Origin of the sequence: Flavobacterium sp. 123 (assembly GCF_003634825.1) — a bacterium.
In the GTDB taxonomy this organism is placed as follows: Bacteria; Bacteroidota; Bacteroidia; order Flavobacteriales; family Flavobacteriaceae; genus Flavobacterium.
On sequence record NZ_RBXD01000001.1, the window covers coordinates 1,967,719 to 1,986,606 of the forward strand.

An 18,888-nucleotide genomic window follows, 5' to 3' on the forward strand; every position below is an offset into this window, starting at 1 on the left:
GTATAACCTAGATAGAATATAGATTATCGAAGGATAAGACCTGAATTCATAATCTCTATCTTAAACAATTTAAAATGGCAAGATATACTGGTCCAAGTACAAGAATCGCTCGTAAATTCGGCGAGGCAATTTTCGGAGACGATAAAGCTTTCGAAAAAAGAAATTACCCACCTGGTCAACACGGGATGGCTAAAAAAAGAGGAAAAAAATCTGAATATGCTGTTCAATTAATGGAAAAGCAAAAAGCTAAATATTCTTACGGAATTTTAGAAAAACAATTCAGAAATTTATTCGAAAAAGCATCAGCTACTAAAGGTGTTACTGGTGAAGTTTTATTACAATTGTGTGAAGCAAGATTAGATAACGTAGTTTTCAGAATGGGTATTGCTCCTTCTAGAAGAGGTGCTCGTCAAATCGTTTCTCACAGACACGTTACCGTAAATGGTGAAGTTGTTAATATTCCTTCTTACCACCTTAAACCTGGTGATAAAGTTGCTGTTCGTGAAAAATCTAAATCTTTAGAAGCAATCGAACGTTCTTTATCAAATTCAAGTCATGTTTATGAATGGATTACATGGAATAACGATCTTAAAGAAGGAACTTTTGTTTCTGTACCTGCAAGACTTCAAATTCCAGAAAACATTAAAGAACAATTAATCGTAGAGTTGTACAACAAATAATAATTGACTTAGTCGAAATTTATGGCAATATTTAATTTTCAGAAGCCCGATAAAGTTATCATGATCGATTCAACCGATTTTGAAGGTAAATTTGAATTTAGACCTTTAGAACCTGGTTATGGATTGACTGTTGGTAATGCACTTAGAAGAGTTTTGCTTTCAGCATTAGAAGGTTATGCAATTACATCTGTTCGAATAGAAGGTGTAGATCATGAGTTTTCTACTATTTCAGGAGTTGTTGAGGATGTTACCGAAATCATTCTTAATCTAAAACAAGTACGTTTTAAACGTCAAATTGAAGATATAGATAATGAATCAGTTACTATTTCTGTTTCAGGTAAAGATCAATTAACAGCTGGTGATTTTCAAAAATTTATTTCAGGTTTCCAAGTTTTGAATCCAGAACTTGTTATCTGTAATTTAGATAGCAAAATCAAACTGAATTTCGATTTAACTATCGAAAAAGGTAGAGGTTATGTTCCTGCTGAAGAGAACAAAAAACAAAATGCTGCTATTGGAACCATTTTTACAGATTCAATTTTTACTCCGGTAAAAAATGTAAAATATGCTATTGAAAACTTCCGTGTTGAGCAAAAAACAGATTATGAAAAATTAGTTTTTGAAATAAAAACTGACGGTTCTATTAATCCAAAAGATGCTCTAACTGAAGCTGCAAAAGTTTTAATTCACCATTTCATGTTATTTTCTGACGAAAGAATTACACTTGAGGCTGATGAGATTGCGCAAACAGAATCATATGATGAAGAGTCATTACACATGAGACAATTGCTTAAAACTAAGCTTGTTGATATGGATCTTTCTGTTAGAGCATTAAATTGCTTGAAAGCGGCTGAAGTTGATACACTTGGTGATTTAGTATCGTTCAATAAAAATGACCTAATGAAATTCCGTAATTTTGGTAAAAAATCTTTAACTGAACTTGATGAACTTGTTGCAGTTAAAAATTTGAACTTCGGTATGGATTTAGCAAAATACAAACTAGATAAAGAATAATCTAATCCGCTTTGGCGGATTAAATTTCATAAAGCAATGAGACACGGAAAAAAATTCAATCACTTAGGCAGACAGACTGCGCATAGAAAATCTATGTTAGCTAATATGGCTTGTTCTCTTATTGAGCACAAACGTATTAACACTACTGTTGCTAAAGCAAAAGCGCTTAAACAATTCGTTGAGCCTTTAATAACAAAATCTAAAGCAGATACGACTCACAATCGTCGTATTGTTTTTTCATACTTACGTAGCAAATATGCAGTAACTGATTTGTTCAGAGATGTAGCTGCTAAAGTTGGTGACCGTCCAGGTGGATACACACGTATCATTAAAGTTGGAAATCGTTTAGGAGATAATGCTGATATGGCAATGATCGAATTAGTAGATTTCAATGAACTTTACAATGGAGGTAAAAAAGAAGTTAAAAAAGCAAAAAGCCGTCGTGGTGGTAAAGCTAAGAAAGCTGATGAAGCTACTGATGCTCCAGTTGCTGAAACTGAAACAACTACTGACATTGCTGAATAATTATGAAAATAATCATTCTATAAAAATTAAGGATAAGCTATTACTAGTTTATCCTTTTTTTTTGATTTTTTGGAGCAAAAACCTTGGAATTTAATTGTGTATTGTCCTGCTGTCCACTGTATCTTTTGCTTTTAAAGAAAAGCAAAAGGATGCCGTTTCCATCAGGGCTAGATTAGAATGTTTTTATTTTACAATAAATTTCAAAAACTTGCATTCATTGCTTTAAAGGATTAAATTTGCAAAATATTTAACTACACATGAAACTGGTTTTTCAAGTTACATGAGACTATTTAAAAATAATAGAAATCAAAGAATGAAATATACAACACGACAAAAAGCAATACTTTTATTAAGTGACGGAACCATATTCCATGGCAAATCTATTGGAATCAGCGGAACTACTTTTGGAGAGGTTTGTTTTAACACAGGAATGACAGGTTACCAAGAAATATTTACTGACCCTTCTTATTTTGGTCAATTGATGGTAGCTACTAATGCCCATATTGGGAACTACGGAGTAAATGATTCAGAAGTTGAATCGCAAAGTATTAAAATTGCTGGTTTAGTTTGTAAAAATTTTAGTTTTAATTACTCACGTGAAGATGCTTCAGGGAGTTTAGAAGATTATTTTACAAAACAAAACCTTATCTGTATATCTGATGTAGATACACGTGCCTTGGTTAGTTACATACGTGACAACGGAGCTATGAATGCGGTTATTTGTACTGATGGAACGCCAATTGAAGAATTAAAAGCGTCTTTAGCAAATGTTCCAGATATGAAAGGTTTAGAATTAGCTTCTAAAGTTTCTACTAAAGAACCTTATTTTTTTGGTGATGAGAATGCTACCTATAAAATTTCTGCTCTTGATTTAGGAATTAAAACAAATATCCTTCGAAACCTTGCTAAAAGAGATTGTTACATAAAAGTATTCCCTTTTGATTCTTCTTATCAAGACTTGTCTGCATTTAATCCAGATGGCTATTTTTTATCTAATGGACCTGGTGATCCAGAACCTCTTTCTAGTGCTATTCAAGTTGCAAAAGAAATTCTTGAGAACAACAAACCTTTATTTGGAATATGTCTTGGACATCAAGTAATAGGTTTAGCTAACGGAATTTCGACTTATAAAATGTTTAATGGTCACAGAGGAATAAATCACCCTGTAAAAAATATTATTACAGGAAAAGGTGAAATCACTTCCCAAAATCATGGTTTTGCTGTTAATAAAGAAGAATTAGACAATCATCCTAATCTTGAAATTACACATCTTCATCTGAATGATGGAACAGTAGCTGGTATGCGTATGAAAAACAAAAATTGTTTTTCTGTACAATATCACCCAGAAGCTAGTCCAGGACCACATGATTCATCGTATTTATTCGATCAATTTATTGAAAATATAAAAGGATAACAATCTCTTTATTCAATATACAAATTAAAGGGTTTCATTTAAAATGAAACCCTTTTTTATTAGTCATGTAAGGTGCTTGGTTGTTGTAAATTTAAGTTTTAAAAGATGTGCTTGTAAGTTCGTTTGATCTTTTCAACGTATAATAATTTATTTCGAATTAGTAAGAGTGCTTATGTTTTATGTTCCTTAATTCTAATTGTCTTAAATTAAGAGCTAATTGTTTAAATTGCTATAGTTTTGTTTAATATTAAAAAAGAGAATTAAATTTATTTAATTTATTGAAAATCAGCAATTTTGTATTGTATTTGTTTAACATTTAATATTCATAAATCATTGTGTATCTTGTGGATTTATGATTATGTATTAAAGCGCTTCTTGGCGTATTTTTTTTCTAAATAAACACCAGAAATTTAACAAACTAGGCTCAATTAATTATAAAAAAAAACAGACATTTGTAGCTCGAATAATTACATCGTTTTCGTTAATAAGATTCACAAAATTTTGTGTTTTCATTAGAAAAGATATAATATATTTGTAATTATAAAATAAAAAGTTCAACATTTTAAATAGATTGATATGAGTATTATTGTTAAAATTCACGCAAGACAAATTTTTGATTCTAGAGGTAACCCTACAATAGAAGTTGATGTAATAACTGAAAACGGAGTTCTAGGAAGAGCTGCTGTTCCATCTGGAGCTTCAACTGGAGAACATGAGGCTGTAGAATTACGTGATGGAGGAAAAGCTTTTTTAGGAAAAGGAGTTTTGAATGCAGTGAAAAATGTAAATACTCTTATCGCTGATGAGTTAGTAGGTACTTCTGTTTTTGAACAAAATGTACTTGATCAAATGATGATTGATTTAGACGGTACGCCAAATAAATCTAAATTAGGAGCTAATGCTATTCTTGGTGTTTCTCTTGCGGCTGCAAAAGCAGCAGCAAATGAATTAGGTTTGCCTTTGTATAGATACGTAGGTGGTGTTTCTGCAAATACATTGCCAGTTCCAATGATGAATATCATCAACGGTGGTTCACATTCTGATGCACCTATTGCATTTCAAGAATTTATGATTTTCCCTGTAAAAGCAACTTCTTTTTCACAATCTATGCAAATGGGAACAGAAATTTTCCACAGCTTGAAAAAAGTTTTGCATGACAGAGGTCTTTCTACGGCTGTAGGTGATGAAGGTGGTTTTGCACCTAATTTAGCTGGAGGAACTGAAGATGCTTTGGATACTATCAAAAAAGCAGTTGAAAATGCTGGATATACTTTTGGTGATGAAATTATGATTGCTTTAGACTGTGCTGCTTCAGAATTTTATGTAAACGGAAAATACGATTATACTAAATTTGAAGGAGAAACTGGAAAAATCAGAACTTCAGAAGAGCAAGCTACTTATTTAGCTGAATTAGCTGCTAAATATCCTATTATTTCTATTGAAGATGGAATGTATGAAAATGATTGGGATGGATGGAAATTGCTTACTGAAAAAATTGGAGATAAAGTACAATTAGTTGGAGATGATTTGTTCGTTACTAATGTAGAGCGTTTGTCAACAGGTATTGAAAAAGGAATCGCTAATTCAATTCTTGTAAAAGTAAACCAAATTGGTACTTTGACAGAAACTATTGCTGCTGTAAATATGGCCAAAAATGCTGGTTATACTTCAGTAATGTCTCACCGTTCTGGAGAAACAGAGGATAATACAATTGCTGATTTAGCTGTAGCTTTAAACTGTGGTCAAATAAAAACTGGTTCAGCTTCTCGTTCTGATCGTATGGCAAAATACAATCAATTATTGAGAATTGAAGAGGAACTTGGTAACACAGCTTATTTTCCAGGTAAAAATGCATTTAAAATAAAATAATTATACGAAAAGGTATTTTTTTAAGCCATTCACGTTCTGTGAGTGGCTTTTTTTTTGAATTTTAACAATTTCATTTCCATATTAACTTTTTAATTAATGTGAAATTCCTTAGATTTGGTAATTATTATTTAATAAGTTTTATTTCCTATTTATATTATGTCAAAAATAGCAACATTAGAAATAGATGGCAATAAATTTGAACTTCCAGTTATAGTTGGGAGCGAAAATGAAGCAGCTGTCGATATTAGCAAATTACGTGATTTCTCGGGTTTAATTACTCTTGATCCAGGTTACAAAAATTCAGGTTCGTGTAAAAGTGAAATTACTTTCCTTGATGGGGAATTAGGTATTTTACGTTACAGAGGATATTCAATTGAAGAATTGGCTCAAAAGTCTCATTTCCTAGAAGTATCTTATTTAGTTATTTTCGGAGACTTGCCTTCATCTAAAACATTGGAGCAATTTGAAACAGATATTAGAAAGTATACTTTGGTTAACGAAGAAATGAAAAATATCATTGATGGTTTTCCAAAGACAGCACATCCTATGGGAGTTTTGTCTGCTTTGACAAGTGCTTTAACAGCATTTAATCCAAAGTCGGTAAATGTTGAAAATGAAAAAGAAATGTATGAAGCTGTTTGTAAAACCATGGGTAAATTCTTAGTGATTGCTACTTGGACTTACAGAAAAAGCATGGGCTACCCTTTAAATTATTATGACAATACAGTTGGGTACGTTGAGAATTTCATGCGTTTGATGTTTGAGTTACCTACAGGTCCATATACAGCAGATCCAGTTGTGGTAAATGCATTGGATAAATTATTTATTCTTCACGCAGATCATGAGCAAAACTGTTCTACATCTACTGTAAGAATGGTAGGTTCATCTCATGCAGGATTATTTGCTTCTATCTCTGCGGGAGTTTCTGCATTATGGGGACCATTACACGGTGGTGCTAATCAAGCAGTACTTGAAATGTTGGAAGAAATTCATGCTACTGGTGGTGATGCAGATAAGTATTTGGCTAAAGCCAAAGATAAAAATGATCCGTTCCGTTTAATGGGATTCGGACATAGAGTTTATAAAAATTTCGATCCAAGAGCTAAAATTATTAAAAAAGCTGCTGACGAAGTTTTAGGAACTTTAGGAGTTAATGACCCAATTTTGGACATTGCTAAAAAATTAGAAGCTGCTGCTTTAGAGGATGAATACTTTAAATCAAGAAACTTATATCCAAACGTAGATTTTTACTCTGGAATCATTTACAGAGCTTTAGGAATTCCAACAGATATGTTTACAGTTATGTTTGCTATCGGTAGATTACCAGGTTGGATTGCACAATGGAAAGAAATGCGTGAAAATAAAGAACCAATTGGAAGGCCTAGACAAATTTATATTGGATATCCTTTGAGAGACTTTAAAAGAACATAAGAAAAAATAAATTGACTTAAAAGCTTCACGAATCGTGGAGCTTTTTTTATTTTTTTATCTTTACAAAAAAAAATCAATATATGCTGAAGTTAAATATAAAGAATGAAACATCACGATTGCGAGCAGTTGTTTTAGGTTCTGCAGTTAGCAATGGGCCTACTCCTAATGTTGAAGATGCTTATGATCCAAAATCTTTAGAGCATATACTTGCCGGTACATATCCTATTGAAGCAGATATGGTAGTAGAGATGGAAGCATTTAATAAAGTGCTTCAGAAATATGATGTTACGGTTTTTCGTCCTGAACTAATTGAAAACTACAATCAGATTTTCACTAGAGATATTGGCTTTGTTATAGATGATATTTTTATTAAGTCGAATATTTTACCAGATAGGGAACGAGAGTTAGATGCTATCCAATATATAATTGACCAAATTAATCCTAAAAAAGTAGTGCGCCCTCCTGAAGAAGTTCATATAGAAGGAGGTGACGTGATGTTGTGGAATAACTATATTTTAGTGGGAACGTATAAAGGGAGTGACTATAAAGATTATATTACAGCAAGAACAAATTGGCAAGGTGTTGAATACCTTAGAAAATTATTTCCAAATAAAATTGTCAAAGAATTTGACTTGGTTAAATCAAAAATAGAGGCTCGTGATAATGCGCTACATTTAGATTGTTGTTTTCAGCCAGTAGGTGAGAATAAAGGAATTATTTATAAAAGAGGATTTCGAGAAGAAGCTGATTATTTGTTTCTAGTAGATCTTTTTGGTAAAGAAAATCTGTTTCATATCCGAAGAAAAGAAATGTATCACATGAATTCAAATGTTTTTTCGATAGCGCCTAATGTAGTAGTTTCGGAGAAGAATTTTACTCGACTAAACAATTGGCTTCGTGAAAATGGTTTTACAGTTGAAGAAATTCCATACGCAGAAATAGCTAAACAAGAAGGTTTATTGCGTTGTTCTACATTACCATTAATAAGAGATTAAAAACTTGTTTAAGGTTTAAAGTTTAATGTTTTCAAAATATTAAACTTTGAATTTTTAAGCTTTAAACTAAAAATTATATGAAACAAACTACTAATTCCATATTGATGATTCGCCCTGTAGCGTTTCGTATGAATGAGCAAACGGCTGTAAATAATTATTATCAAAAAGTTCTTGATGGTCTTTCGCCGTCAACGGTAAATGATAAGGCGCAACAGGAATTTGATGCCTTTGTTCAAAAATTAAGACTTGTTGGGGTTGATGTAACAGTTGTTGATGATATTCTAAATCCAGATACGCCAGATAGTATTTTTCCAAATAATTGGATTTCTTTTCATGAAAATGGAGATGTAGCTTTATATCCTATGTTTGCTGAAAATCGTCGTTTAGAACGTAGAGAAGATATTTTGGATATCCTGGAAGAAAAAGGATTCGTAATCAATAATATAATGGATTATACATCGGCTGAGGAAGACGGCTTTTTCTTGGAAGGTACAGGAAGTTTAGTTTTAGACCGTGAAAATGGGAAAGCGTATTGTGCTTTGTCTCCAAGAGCGGATGAGGAATTATTTATAGAGTTTTGTGAAGATTTTGAATTTACACCAGTTATTTTCGAAGCATTTCAAACGGTTGGTAAAGAGCGAAAGCTGATTTATCATACTAATGTAATGATGTGTCTTGCAGAAACTTTTGCTGTGATTTGTGCGGATTGTATTGACGATAAAAAAGAACGCAAAATGGTACTGGAAAGTTTGAGAGGAGATGAAAAGGAAGTAATTCTGATTACGGAGGACCAAGTGAATAATTTTGCAGGAAATATGCTTGAAGTTAAGGGAACTGATGATAGACGATATTTAGTCATGAGCGCATCAGCTCACCAAAGCTTAACTAAAAAACAAATAGCACAACTTGAAGAACATGTAACAATTTTGAGTTCTAGTTTAGATACTATTGAAGCATGTGGCGGAGGAAGTGCCAGGTGTATGATGGCAGAAATTTTCTTGCCAAGAGAATAAAAAAATAGCCCTGATATTTTCAGGGCTATTTTTTTTGCCTAAAATTAAAGTAAATTTCCTTTGATAATATTTATCATTGCACTCACGATATATTGAATTCCAATTGCAATTACAATGAAACCAATAATTCTTGAAATGGCTACAATTCCGGATGCACCAAGTATTTTAGCGAGATAATGAGCACTTTTTAAAATAGCAAAAATAGCAAGTGCAATAGAAAAAATTGCTAAAGAAGAAATGATGATTTCAGAAGTAGAATGGTGTTCTTGATAAAATGCTATTAATAATGAAATAGATCCTGGTCCTGCAAGCATAGGAATCGCCAAAGGAGTTAAGGCAATGTCATTCCTTTTTTGAGCATCAGTTTCAATTTTCTTGTTGATACCTCTTTTTTTGTTAAACTTACCCGAAAGTAATGAAAATCCTGAGCTTACAATTATAATTCCTCCTGCAATTCGTAATGCATCAATGCTGATTCCAAAAAAAGTCAAAACATATTGTCCAATAAAAAAAGAAACAATTAGAATAATAAAAACATTGACAGCTGTCCATAATGAAATTCTAGAGCGCTCTTTTTTAGAGTCCTCATGCGTTAATCCTACAAAAATAGGAACGGTTCCAATAGGATTTAGTACTGAAAATAAAGCAGCAAATAAATAGATAAAAAGATCCATGTTCTCTTGTTTTGGGTGTAAAAGTACTCTTTTTTTAAAACTAAAAAGGCTTTTATTGTTAGGATACTGTTTTGTTTAGCACAAGAACTAAAAGGTAAAATAGCGAAACTTTTCTCTCTTTTTGATTACTTTTGCAAAATATAATTTAGAATATGAAAAATAAAAAGACCTTAGTTCTTGGAGCATCCACAAAACCAGATAGATATGCTTTTAAAGCAATTAATATGTTGGTAGAGAAAGGACATTCGGTTCTTGCCTTAGGACAAAATGCTGGCGAAGTAGCTGGTATAAAAATTCAAACTAAAGCCATTCCGTTAAAAAACATTGATACTGTTACACTTTACTTAAACCCTGCACGCCAGCGTGACTATTACAATTACATCGTTGAAGCAAGACCAAAACGTGTAATTTTTAATCCAGGAACCGAAAATCCTGAGTTTTATCAATTGTTGGATTTAAATAATATCAAAGCAGAAATAGCTTGTACATTAGTTTTATTGGCTACAAACCAATATTAATTTTTGTGCATAGGTAATTCTAAGTTTCTTTTTCTTGTTTAAAAAGAGAAGAAAAAGGGATTGTTTTAATCTGCTTAATTTAAAATCGTGTTTCCTTTATGGCAGGTTTACTAATTAATAGTAATCCTAAAAATGTGATAAAGGCATTTACGATAATCAATTCGTTGTCAAACACATATCCGAAGAAAAGTGTTTTTGAATTTTCGCTTACAAAGTAAGTCAGCGCTGGAGCTATAAAGCAAATTATAGGGACTAATTTGTCTTTAACGGTTTTGGTTTTTACAAATAGGCCAAAACAATACAAGCCTAAAAGTGGTCCGTAGGTGTATGATGCAACTCTAAAAATCATTCCAACGACAGAGCTGTCATTTATTGAATTAAAAAAAACAATCACGAGAAACATTAAAAATGAAAATCCAATATGAACAAGATGTCTCGTTCTTATTACATTTGGTTTATTTAGATTTTCAGCTTTATCCATACCTAGAAAGTCAACGCAAAACGATGTTGTAAGTGCCGTTAAAGCGGAATCTGTTGTAGCAAAAGTTGCCGCTGTTAGTCCTAATAGAAAAACGATAGAAGGAATAATAGTCAAATGATGAAAGGCTATTTCAGGGAAAAGCAAATCGGTTCTTGGCTTTCCAGAAACTAAATCTAGCGGAACTTCAATACCGTTTTGATTCGCATAAATATAAAGCAAAGCACCAACACTTAGAAAAAAGATGTTGATAAAAACAAATATACCTGTAAAGGTGAACATGTTTTTTTGGGCTTCGCCAATAGTTGCACAGCTTAGGTTTTTTTGCATTAAATCTTGATCTAATCCTACCATAGCTATAGTCACGAAAATTCCACCCAGAATTTGCTTAACAAAATGAAATTTGCTAGAAACGAAATCTTCAAAGAAAAATACTTTAGAATAATTGCTGGTTTTTACTTTTTCAAAAGCCTCAAAAATATTTAAATGTAGACTATCACAAATGAAATAAATAGTCAAAAAAACGGAAGAAACTAAGAAGAAAGTTTGTAATGTGTCTGTAATGATGATGGTTTTTAAACCACCTTTATACGTATAGGCAAATATCAAAGCTAATGATATTAAAACAGTAACTGCAAACGGAATTCCGTAATGATCAAATACAAAGCGTTGTAAAACTATCACCACTAGGTAGAGCCTGAATGAGGAACCGATAGTTCTGCTTATTAAGAAAATGGTTGCGGCAGTTTTATAGGAATACATTCCTAATCGGTGTTCGATATATCCGTATATTGAGGTTAGGTTCATTCTGTAATAGAGGGGCAATAATTTTTTAGCAATAATTATAAACCCAATCGCATTTCCTAATACAAATTGAAAATACTTGAATTGTTCTCCTGTTGGTGCTCCTACTTCTCCTGGGACAGATATGAAAGTTACGCCAGAAAGTGCTGTTCCAATCATTCCAAAAGCAACTAAATACCATTTGGAATTTTTATTCGCTTTAAAAAAGGCATCGTTTCCACTGTTTTTGTTACTTACAAAATGAGAAATGAGAAATAAAATTCCAAAGTAAATTATGATGAGTGATAGAATAGCAAATGGAGTCATTTTTTATAAAAATTATTTTCGCCAAATTACATAAATAATCTTCAATTTTTCAAATTATCTATCCCGAACGTTCGGGACAAATTGACTACTTTTGCAACTATGGAATTTTCTTCAAAATTAATTGAAAAAGCAGTAAACGAAATGTCACAGCTACCAGGGATTGGTAAGCGAACGGCTTTGCGTTTAGTTTTGCATTTATTGAAACAGCCAAAAGAACAAACTGGTTTTCTTTCGCAAGCATTAGTAAGTATGCGTGAAGATATTAAATATTGTAACAGTTGTCATAATATTTCGGATAGTATTTTGTGTGAAATTTGTGCCAATGCAAGTAGGAATCATCAGATTGTTTGTGTTGTTGAGGATATACGTGACGTAATGGCTATTGAAAACACGGGTCAGTTTAGGGGTATTTATCATGTTTTGGGAGGGAAAATTTCTCCTATTGACGGCGTTGGCCCAAGTCAATTAAATATTGTTTCCTTAGTTGAGAAAGTAAAGTTAGGTAATGTGAGTGAAATAATATTTGCTTTGAGTTCTACTATGGAAGGAGATACCACAAATTTTTATATTTACAAACAGATTGCAGATTGCAAGGTTGTAATATCTACAATTGCTAGAGGAATATCTGTGGGTGATGAACTTGAGTATGCAGATGAAGTCACCTTAGGAAGAAGTATTTTACATAGGGTTCCTTTTGAAAAGTCTTTTAAAAATAATTAAATCATTTAATGAATAGCGATGCTTTTTAAATCGTAAATGAAAAGCTATATTTGTTTCTAAAAATTATATAATGAGCAAATCTATACTCTGTTTGTCCCTAATTATCAGTTTGTTATTCTCCTCTTGTATTCCTACTCAAGATTTAATTTATCTTCAGAATAAGAACGGTAGTGCAGAAGTTGCAATTGCCGAAGTAGAATCTAAACCATACAGACTTCAAACTAATGATGTTTTGAGCATTACCTTGAAGGCAATTGACCCTAAATTAGTGGCTATTTTTAATCCATCTACTAAAATTGATGGGGTGTCAAAATCAGAAACAGACTTGTATTTTGATGGATTTACAGTAGATGATCATGGAAATATACGAATCCCAATTTTAGGAGAAATTAACGTTATAGGATATACACTTGAAGAAGTGAGGGTTAGAATTGAAAAACAATTATTAGCAGAATATTTTAACAAAGAAGCTAATATTTTTGTTACAGTTAAATTGGCCGGATTTAGATATACAATCAATGGTGAAGTAGGAAGCCCAGGAACAAAAACATTGTTTCAAGAGCGTATAAATGTCATGGAAGCTATTGCTAATTCTGGGGATATTACTATAACGGGAAATAGAAAAGCAGTGACGATTATGAGAAAATCTCCAACAGGAATTCAAATGCATGATTTAGATCTTACTGATATTAATGTGATGCAATCTCCATATTATTATTTGCAGCCTAATGATTTTATCTATGTAAAGCCACTGAAACAAAAAACGTGGGGAACAGGGAAAACAGGATTAGAGTCTTTAGGGACTATTATTACACTTCTGTCTTTGGCTACAACTACTTTTCTATTGTTGAAAAATTAAAATAGAGTTCGAAATGTTAGATATAAAAGATTTTTCGGTTTTTGAAAACCAAGCTAGTTTCGACTTTAAAGGATTTTTAATTAAAATTGGAAGCTATTGGAAATGGTTTTTGGTGAGTTTAATTATAACATTCACAATTGCCTATCAAGTAAATATTAGGAAAGAAAAAATCTATTCCGTAGAAACTGTTGTTGCTGTAAAAGAAGAAACAAATCCATTATTTACATCAAATACTAGTTTGACTTTTAATTGGGGAGGTACTTCAGATCAGGTCCAGACTATTTCAACTACATTACAATCTAGGTCGCACAATGAACTTGTTGTCGATAAATTGCAGTATTACATTAGTTATTTAGCACAAGGTGAATATAATCTTGTAGATGCTTATGGAGTAGTTCCGTTTTATGTAAATATTGATAAAACTAAAGGCCAATTATCTGGAAATCTCATAGGAATTAAATTTTTGAGTGAAAACGAATATGAAATTAGAATCCCATTTGAGAATAATGCGGCTTCCCTGATTACTTATTCCACAAATTCATATAGTACAACTGCCGTTGAAAAGGGTGATTTTGTAAAGAGATACAAAGTAGGAGAGCAGGTTTCGTTACCCTTTTTGAATTGGAAATTACAAATAAAAGACAATCCTGGATTATATAAAGGCAACGAATATTTTGTACAATTCAACGATTTTGATGGAACCGTATCTGCTTACAAAGGAGTCGATATTAAAACAGATGATAAAGGAGGTTCAATTATTACCTTAAGTATGCAGGGCACAAATAAAGCTCGAATGGTTGAATATTTAAATTCGACTGTGAAAATGCTTATAAAAAGACAATTGGACAGTAAAAACCAATTTGCCACCAATACTATTTCTTTTATAGATAGTACATTGGTTTCAATGGAATCTCAATTGAAGGAAACTGGGAATGAGTTGAAGTCTTTTAGAAAAGATAAAAACATTTATGATATAGAGGAAGGTGGCGCTAAGTTTTCGGAGAAAATACTTGATTTTGATGTTGCAAGAGATGAAATAACCCGAAAAATCACCTATTATAATTCCTTAAAAGCCTACTTAAAAAACAGTGTTGATTATGCTAAACTTCCAGCTCCATCAGTTGCGGGAATTGAAGATCCAAATATTGTTGTTAATGTTTCTAAATTAATTTCTCTTTCTACGCAAAGATCAGAAATGGCTTATGCTGTTAAAAGTGAAAAGTTGTTTAAAGATTTTGACAATCAAATGATGGCTGTTAAGAATGTATTGCTAGAGAATATTTCGGCAGCCAAGTCTTCTTTGCAATATGATTTAGCAAAAATAAATAGTAAAATTAGTGAAACTGAAAGTACGATAAAACAACTCCCAGAAGATCAACAAGAGTTGATTAAAATCAAAAGGAAGTATGATTTAAGTGATAATATTTATAGCACATTTCTTCAAAAAAGAAGTGAGGCAGATATTGTAAAAGCGGCAAATTTATCGGATGTTCATTTTATAGATCCAGCCAAAGATGTTGGCGGAGGATTAATAGGACCAAAAACTTCGGTGAATTATGTATTGGCGCTTTTTATGGGAATTTTAATTCCACTATTATTTGTTTTTGGAATTTTCTTCGTGAATAATGCAATTCAAAACACAGATGATATTGGTAAATTAACTCAGATTCCTTTGATTGGAGTAGTTGGGATTAGTAAGGATCACACAAATTTGGCGGTGTTTGATAAACCTAAATCTGCTTTATCAGAATCCTTTAGAGCGATTCGTTCTTCCTTACAGTTTTTATACAAAAAACAATCGGGAGCAGGATCTAAAACACTTATGATAACTTCTTCAGTCAGTGGAGAAGGTAAAACATTTTGTTCTATAAATATTGCAACCATATTTGCTTTAAGCGAAAAAAAGACAGTTATTGTTGGTTTGGATTTACGAAAACCAAGATTGTTTGATGAATTTAATTTAGTTAATGAAGTTGGTGTTGTGAACTATTTAATCAAACAAAAAACAGTTGATGAAATTGTAAATCATACTCAAGTGCCTTATTTAGACGTTATTCTTTCAGGTCCAATACCACCAAATCCAGCCGAAATGATTCTGAGTGATGGAATGAAGGAGTTGATTGAAGAACTTAAATTGAAATATGATTATATTATTTTAGATACTCCGCCAGTAGGTTTGGTCTCTGATGCTTTAGAATTAGCTCAATATTGTGATGTTACCTTATACGTTGTAAGGCAGAATTTTACAAAAAAGGATATGATTACACTATTAAATAATAGAGTGAAACGTGGAGAGCTTGACAATACGAGTATTATTTTGAATGGTTTTGAAAACAAAGCTAAGTATGGTACTGGCTACGGTTATGGCTACGGTTACGGTTATGGAAGCGGAACTTATTCAAATGGATATCATGATGAAGAACGAAAAAAAAATAGTATCAAGAATAGAATTCAAAAGTGGTTCAAAAAGTAAATCCTTTGCTGGATTTTTTAAAATTAAATAATGGGAGAAAACATAAATAGTACAATATTAATTACAGGAGGAGCAGGATTTATCGGTTCTAATCTTTGCGAATATTTCTTGTCTAAAAAGTATAAAGTAGTCTGTTTAGATAATTTTGCAACAGGGCACAGGCATAATGTAAAGTTGTTTATGAATGATCCTAATTTTACTTTAATAGAAGGAGATATTCGTAATTTAGTTGATTGTCAAAATGCCGTAAAAGGAGTTGATTATGTATTGCATGAAGCAGCACTAGGTTCGGTACCAAGATCAATTATAGATCCAGTTACAACAAATGATGTAAATGTTTCGGGTTTTTTGAATATGTTAGTAGCCTCAAGAGATGCTAAAGTGAAACGATTTATTTATGCCGCAAGCTCTTCTACTTATGGAGATTCGGTAGGTTTGCCAAAGGTTGAAGACGTAATTGGGAAACCACTTTCGCCTTATGCTATTACAAAATATGTGAACGAATTATATGCTGAAATTTTTAGCAGAACATATGGTTTAGAAACAATAGGATTGCGTTATTTTAATGTTTTTGGACGAAAACAAGATCCTAACGGAGCTTATGCGGCAGTTATTCCAAAGTTTGTGATGCAATTGATGCAATTAGAAAGCCCGATAATAAACGGGGACGGAAATTATTCAAGAGATTTTACCTATATTGATAATGTAATTCAAATGAATGAATTGGCTATGATCACTACTAATACAGAAGCTGTAAATACAGTTTATAATACCGCTTTTGGTGATAGAACCACATTAAATGATTTGCTAAAATATCTAAAAGAATATTTGTCAAAATACGATTCAAGAATAGCAAATGTTGAGATAATTCATGGCCCTAATAGGGCAGGTGATATCCCACATTCATTAGCAAGTATTGATAAAGCAAAATCATTGTTGCATTACAATCCTAAATATTCTATGCAGGAAGGATTGAAAGAAGCGGTGGAATGGTATTGGAATAATCTGAAATAAAGGAGTTCATTTTAAACGAACTTAACTCAAAAATAGAATTATAAATTACAATTGGAATACATGAAAATTACAAAAATTTGTTGCATTGGAGCAGGGTATGTTGGAGGGCCAACTATGGCTGTTATTGCACAAAAATGTCCCCAAATTAAAGTTACTGTTGTCGATTTAAATGAAGAGCGCATCTTAGCTTGGAATGACCCAAATGTAGATAATATTCCCATTTATGAACCGGGATTGAGTGCTATTGTAGGAGAAGCTAGAGGAAGAAATTTGTTTTTTTCAACAGAAGTAGACAAGGCAATTGATGAGGCACAAATTATTTTTATATCTGTGAACACTCCTACTAAAACCTATGGAAAAGGGAAAGGTATGGCTGCAGATTTAAAATATATTGAATTGTGCGCTAGACAAATAGCAAAAGTCGCTAAGCAAAATAAAATTGTAGTTGAAAAATCTACGCTTCCGGTTAGAACAGCTGAAGCGATAAAAAGTATTCTTGATAATACAGGTAATGGAGTACAGTTTCAGATTTTATCTAATCCAGAGTTTCTTGCTGAAGGAACTGCAGTGTCAGATTTATTAAATCCAGACAGGATTTTGATTGGTGGTGATACTAGTGAAGAAGGTCAAAAAGCAATTCAGGCCTTGGTTGATGTATATTCGAATTGGGTGCCAAATGACAAGATTTTGACAACAAATGTATGGTCTTCAGAGTTGTCGAAGTTGACTGCTAATGCTTTTTTAGCACAAAGAATTTCTTCTATAAATGCATTGTCTGAGCTTTGTGAAAAAACGGGAGCTGATGTGAATGAAGTGGCAAGAGCTATAGGAATGGACAGTAGAATTGGTCCTAAATTTTTAAAAGCATCTGTTGGATTTGGTGGTTCTTGTTTTCAAAAAGACATTTTGAATTTAGTTTATATCGCTAAGTCGTATGGACTTAATGAAGTAGCGGATTATTGGGAACAAGTGATCATAATGAATGACCATCAAAAGAAACGTTTTTCTAACCGAATTGTACAAACGCTTTATAATACGGTTGCTGATAAAAAAATAACATTTTTAGGTTGGGCTTTCAAAAAAGATACGAATGATACCAGAGAATCTGCGGCTATTTATGTTGCGGACGATTTAATAAATGAGCATGCAAACATTGCCGTTTATGATCCTAAAGTTTCTGAGAAAAAGATTTTAGCAGATTTAGATTATTTAGAGACGAGAGCATCAGAAAAAAATGCTAAAAGTATAAGCTCTTTCGATAACCCTTATAGCGCATGTGCTGATGCTCATGCAATAGCGGTGCTAACGGAGTGGGATGAATTTGTAGGGTATGATTGGAAAAAAATATATGATGGAATGCAAAAACCAGCATTTATTTTTGATGGTAGAAATTTATTAAACAAATCAGAATTAGAGGCGATAGGATTTGTATATCAGGCGATAGGATCCTAGTTTAAGAGGTTTTTTCGGCTTGTTTAAAGGCAAATAAAGTTTTATTTAGAAATTAAATCAGAAAAGTAAGCATATAAATTCTGTTTTTCAATACAATATAAGTGCATGATGAATTGGTATGTAGTATATACAAAACCCAAATGGGAGAAAAAAGTTGCGGAGCAATTGCATAAATTAGGTATTGAATGTTATTGTCCATTAACAATTCAAGTGCGCCAATGGTCTGATAGGAAAAAAAAGGTTGAGGTTCCGCTTTTTAATTCCTATGTTTTTGTTCAATTAGAAGAATCAGATCGGAATTTAGTATTTGATTCCCCTGGAGTTGTTCGGTATTTATTCTGGTTAGGCAAACCTGCTATTGTTCGAGATGAAGAAATTAATACTATAAAAAAATGGATGTCTGGTTCAAAACCATTCGATCTTACAGTTTCGCCATATCAGAAAGGAGATGTTATTGCTCTGGAGTCAGGACCTTTTTCTAATCAAAAAGCAATTGTTCAAGAGATAACAAATACGCATTACGTTTTGGTTTTAGAATCGATTGGATGTGTTTTGAAAATGAAATATAAATAATGTCTAGGAGGGTTTCAATTGTTTATTGAGACCTTTTTCTTTTAACAACGATTTTTTAGGTCTAAATCACAAATTA

17 protein-coding genes are annotated in these 18,888 nt (G+C 32.2%); 15 read left to right on the forward strand and 2 right to left on the reverse strand.

Features of this window, described 5'->3' with window-relative positions:
* The first annotated feature begins 74 nt into the window (after positions 1-74).
* The 8 genes from rpsD (at position 75) to ctlX (ending at position 8,941) form a co-directional block, all read left to right on the forward strand.
* Positions 75-680, forward strand: a complete 606-nt coding sequence (gene rpsD, locus C8C88_RS08580; protein ID WP_121337692.1) for a 30S ribosomal protein S4 — start codon at positions 75-77, stop codon at positions 678-680.
* A gap of 21 nt (positions 681-701) precedes the next feature.
* Positions 702-1,694: a DNA-directed RNA polymerase subunit alpha gene (locus C8C88_RS08585; protein ID WP_039110214.1), complete on the forward strand. Its 993-nt coding sequence runs from the start codon at positions 702-704 to the stop codon at positions 1,692-1,694.
* Positions 1,695-1,730: 36 nt separating this feature from the next.
* Positions 1,731-2,219, forward strand: coding sequence for a 50S ribosomal protein L17 (rplQ, locus tag C8C88_RS08590; protein ID WP_121337693.1), 489 nt, complete (start codon positions 1,731-1,733; stop codon positions 2,217-2,219).
* A 313-nt stretch (positions 2,220-2,532) separates the two neighbouring features.
* Positions 2,533-3,633: a glutamine-hydrolyzing carbamoyl-phosphate synthase small subunit gene (gene carA, locus C8C88_RS08595; protein ID WP_121338620.1), complete on the forward strand. Its 1,101-nt coding sequence runs from the start codon at positions 2,533-2,535 to the stop codon at positions 3,631-3,633.
* A gap of 576 nt (positions 3,634-4,209) precedes the next feature.
* On the forward strand, positions 4,210-5,502 hold the full coding sequence (gene eno / locus C8C88_RS08600) for a phosphopyruvate hydratase (protein WP_121337694.1): 1,293 nt from the start codon (positions 4,210-4,212) through the stop codon (positions 5,500-5,502).
* Between the two features lie 156 nt (positions 5,503-5,658).
* A complete protein-coding gene (locus C8C88_RS08605) occupies positions 5,659-6,933 on the forward strand; it encodes a citrate synthase (protein ID WP_121337695.1) in 1,275 nt (424 codons plus the stop codon).
* Between the two features lie 80 nt (positions 6,934-7,013).
* Positions 7,014-7,928: a dimethylarginine dimethylaminohydrolase family protein gene (locus C8C88_RS08610; RefSeq protein WP_121337696.1), complete on the forward strand. Its 915-nt coding sequence runs from the start codon at positions 7,014-7,016 to the stop codon at positions 7,926-7,928.
* A 77-nt stretch (positions 7,929-8,005) separates the two neighbouring features.
* Entirely contained in the window at positions 8,006-8,941 is a 936-nt protein-coding gene (ctlX, locus tag C8C88_RS08615) for a citrulline utilization hydrolase CtlX (RefSeq protein ID WP_121337697.1), read from the forward strand.
* A 44-nt stretch (positions 8,942-8,985) separates the two neighbouring features.
* Here the strand turns inward: ctlX and C8C88_RS08620 are convergent, their stop codons facing one another.
* Positions 8,986-9,615 carry a MarC family NAAT transporter gene (locus C8C88_RS08620; RefSeq protein WP_121337698.1) on the reverse strand — a complete coding sequence of 210 codons (630 nt, stop codon included), beginning with the start codon at positions 9,613-9,615 and terminating at the stop codon, positions 8,986-8,988.
* Positions 9,616-9,767: 152 nt separating this feature from the next.
* Between C8C88_RS08620 and C8C88_RS08625 the strand changes: the two genes are divergently transcribed.
* Positions 9,768-10,133: a CoA-binding protein gene (locus C8C88_RS08625; RefSeq protein ID WP_121337699.1), complete on the forward strand. Its 366-nt coding sequence runs from the start codon at positions 9,768-9,770 to the stop codon at positions 10,131-10,133.
* Between the two features lie 79 nt (positions 10,134-10,212).
* Here C8C88_RS08625 and C8C88_RS08630 read toward each other — a convergent pair whose 3' ends face one another.
* Positions 10,213-11,721 carry a sodium:solute symporter gene (locus C8C88_RS08630; protein WP_121337700.1) on the reverse strand — a complete coding sequence of 503 codons (1,509 nt, stop codon included), beginning with the start codon at positions 11,719-11,721 and terminating at the stop codon, positions 10,213-10,215.
* 99 nt (positions 11,722-11,820) lie between these two features.
* On the opposite strand from C8C88_RS08630, the gene recR reads away from it, so the two are divergent.
* The 6 genes from recR (at position 11,821) to C8C88_RS08660 (ending at position 18,812) form a co-directional block, all read left to right on the forward strand.
* Positions 11,821-12,441, forward strand: coding sequence for a recombination mediator RecR (recR, locus tag C8C88_RS08635; RefSeq protein ID WP_121337701.1), 621 nt, complete (start codon positions 11,821-11,823; stop codon positions 12,439-12,441).
* A gap of 70 nt (positions 12,442-12,511) precedes the next feature.
* Complete coding sequence (locus C8C88_RS08640) at positions 12,512-13,300, forward strand: polysaccharide biosynthesis/export family protein (protein WP_121337702.1); 789 nt, start codon at positions 12,512-12,514, stop codon at positions 13,298-13,300.
* A gap of 13 nt (positions 13,301-13,313) precedes the next feature.
* The gene (locus C8C88_RS08645) at positions 13,314-15,773 is read left to right on the forward strand and encodes a polysaccharide biosynthesis tyrosine autokinase (protein ID WP_121337703.1); all 2,460 of its coding nucleotides are present in this window, start codon (positions 13,314-13,316) and stop codon (positions 15,771-15,773) included.
* Positions 15,774-15,803: 30 nt separating this feature from the next.
* Positions 15,804-16,787, forward strand: a complete 984-nt coding sequence (locus C8C88_RS08650) for an SDR family oxidoreductase (RefSeq protein ID WP_121337704.1) — start codon at positions 15,804-15,806, stop codon at positions 16,785-16,787.
* A 60-nt stretch (positions 16,788-16,847) separates the two neighbouring features.
* Positions 16,848-18,239: a UDP-glucose 6-dehydrogenase gene (locus C8C88_RS08655; RefSeq protein ID WP_121337705.1), complete on the forward strand. Its 1,392-nt coding sequence runs from the start codon at positions 16,848-16,850 to the stop codon at positions 18,237-18,239.
* 108 nt (positions 18,240-18,347) lie between these two features.
* On the forward strand, positions 18,348-18,812 hold the full coding sequence (locus tag C8C88_RS08660) for a UpxY family transcription antiterminator (RefSeq protein WP_121338621.1): 465 nt from the start codon (positions 18,348-18,350) through the stop codon (positions 18,810-18,812).
* Positions 18,813-18,888: the final 76 nt, after the last annotated feature.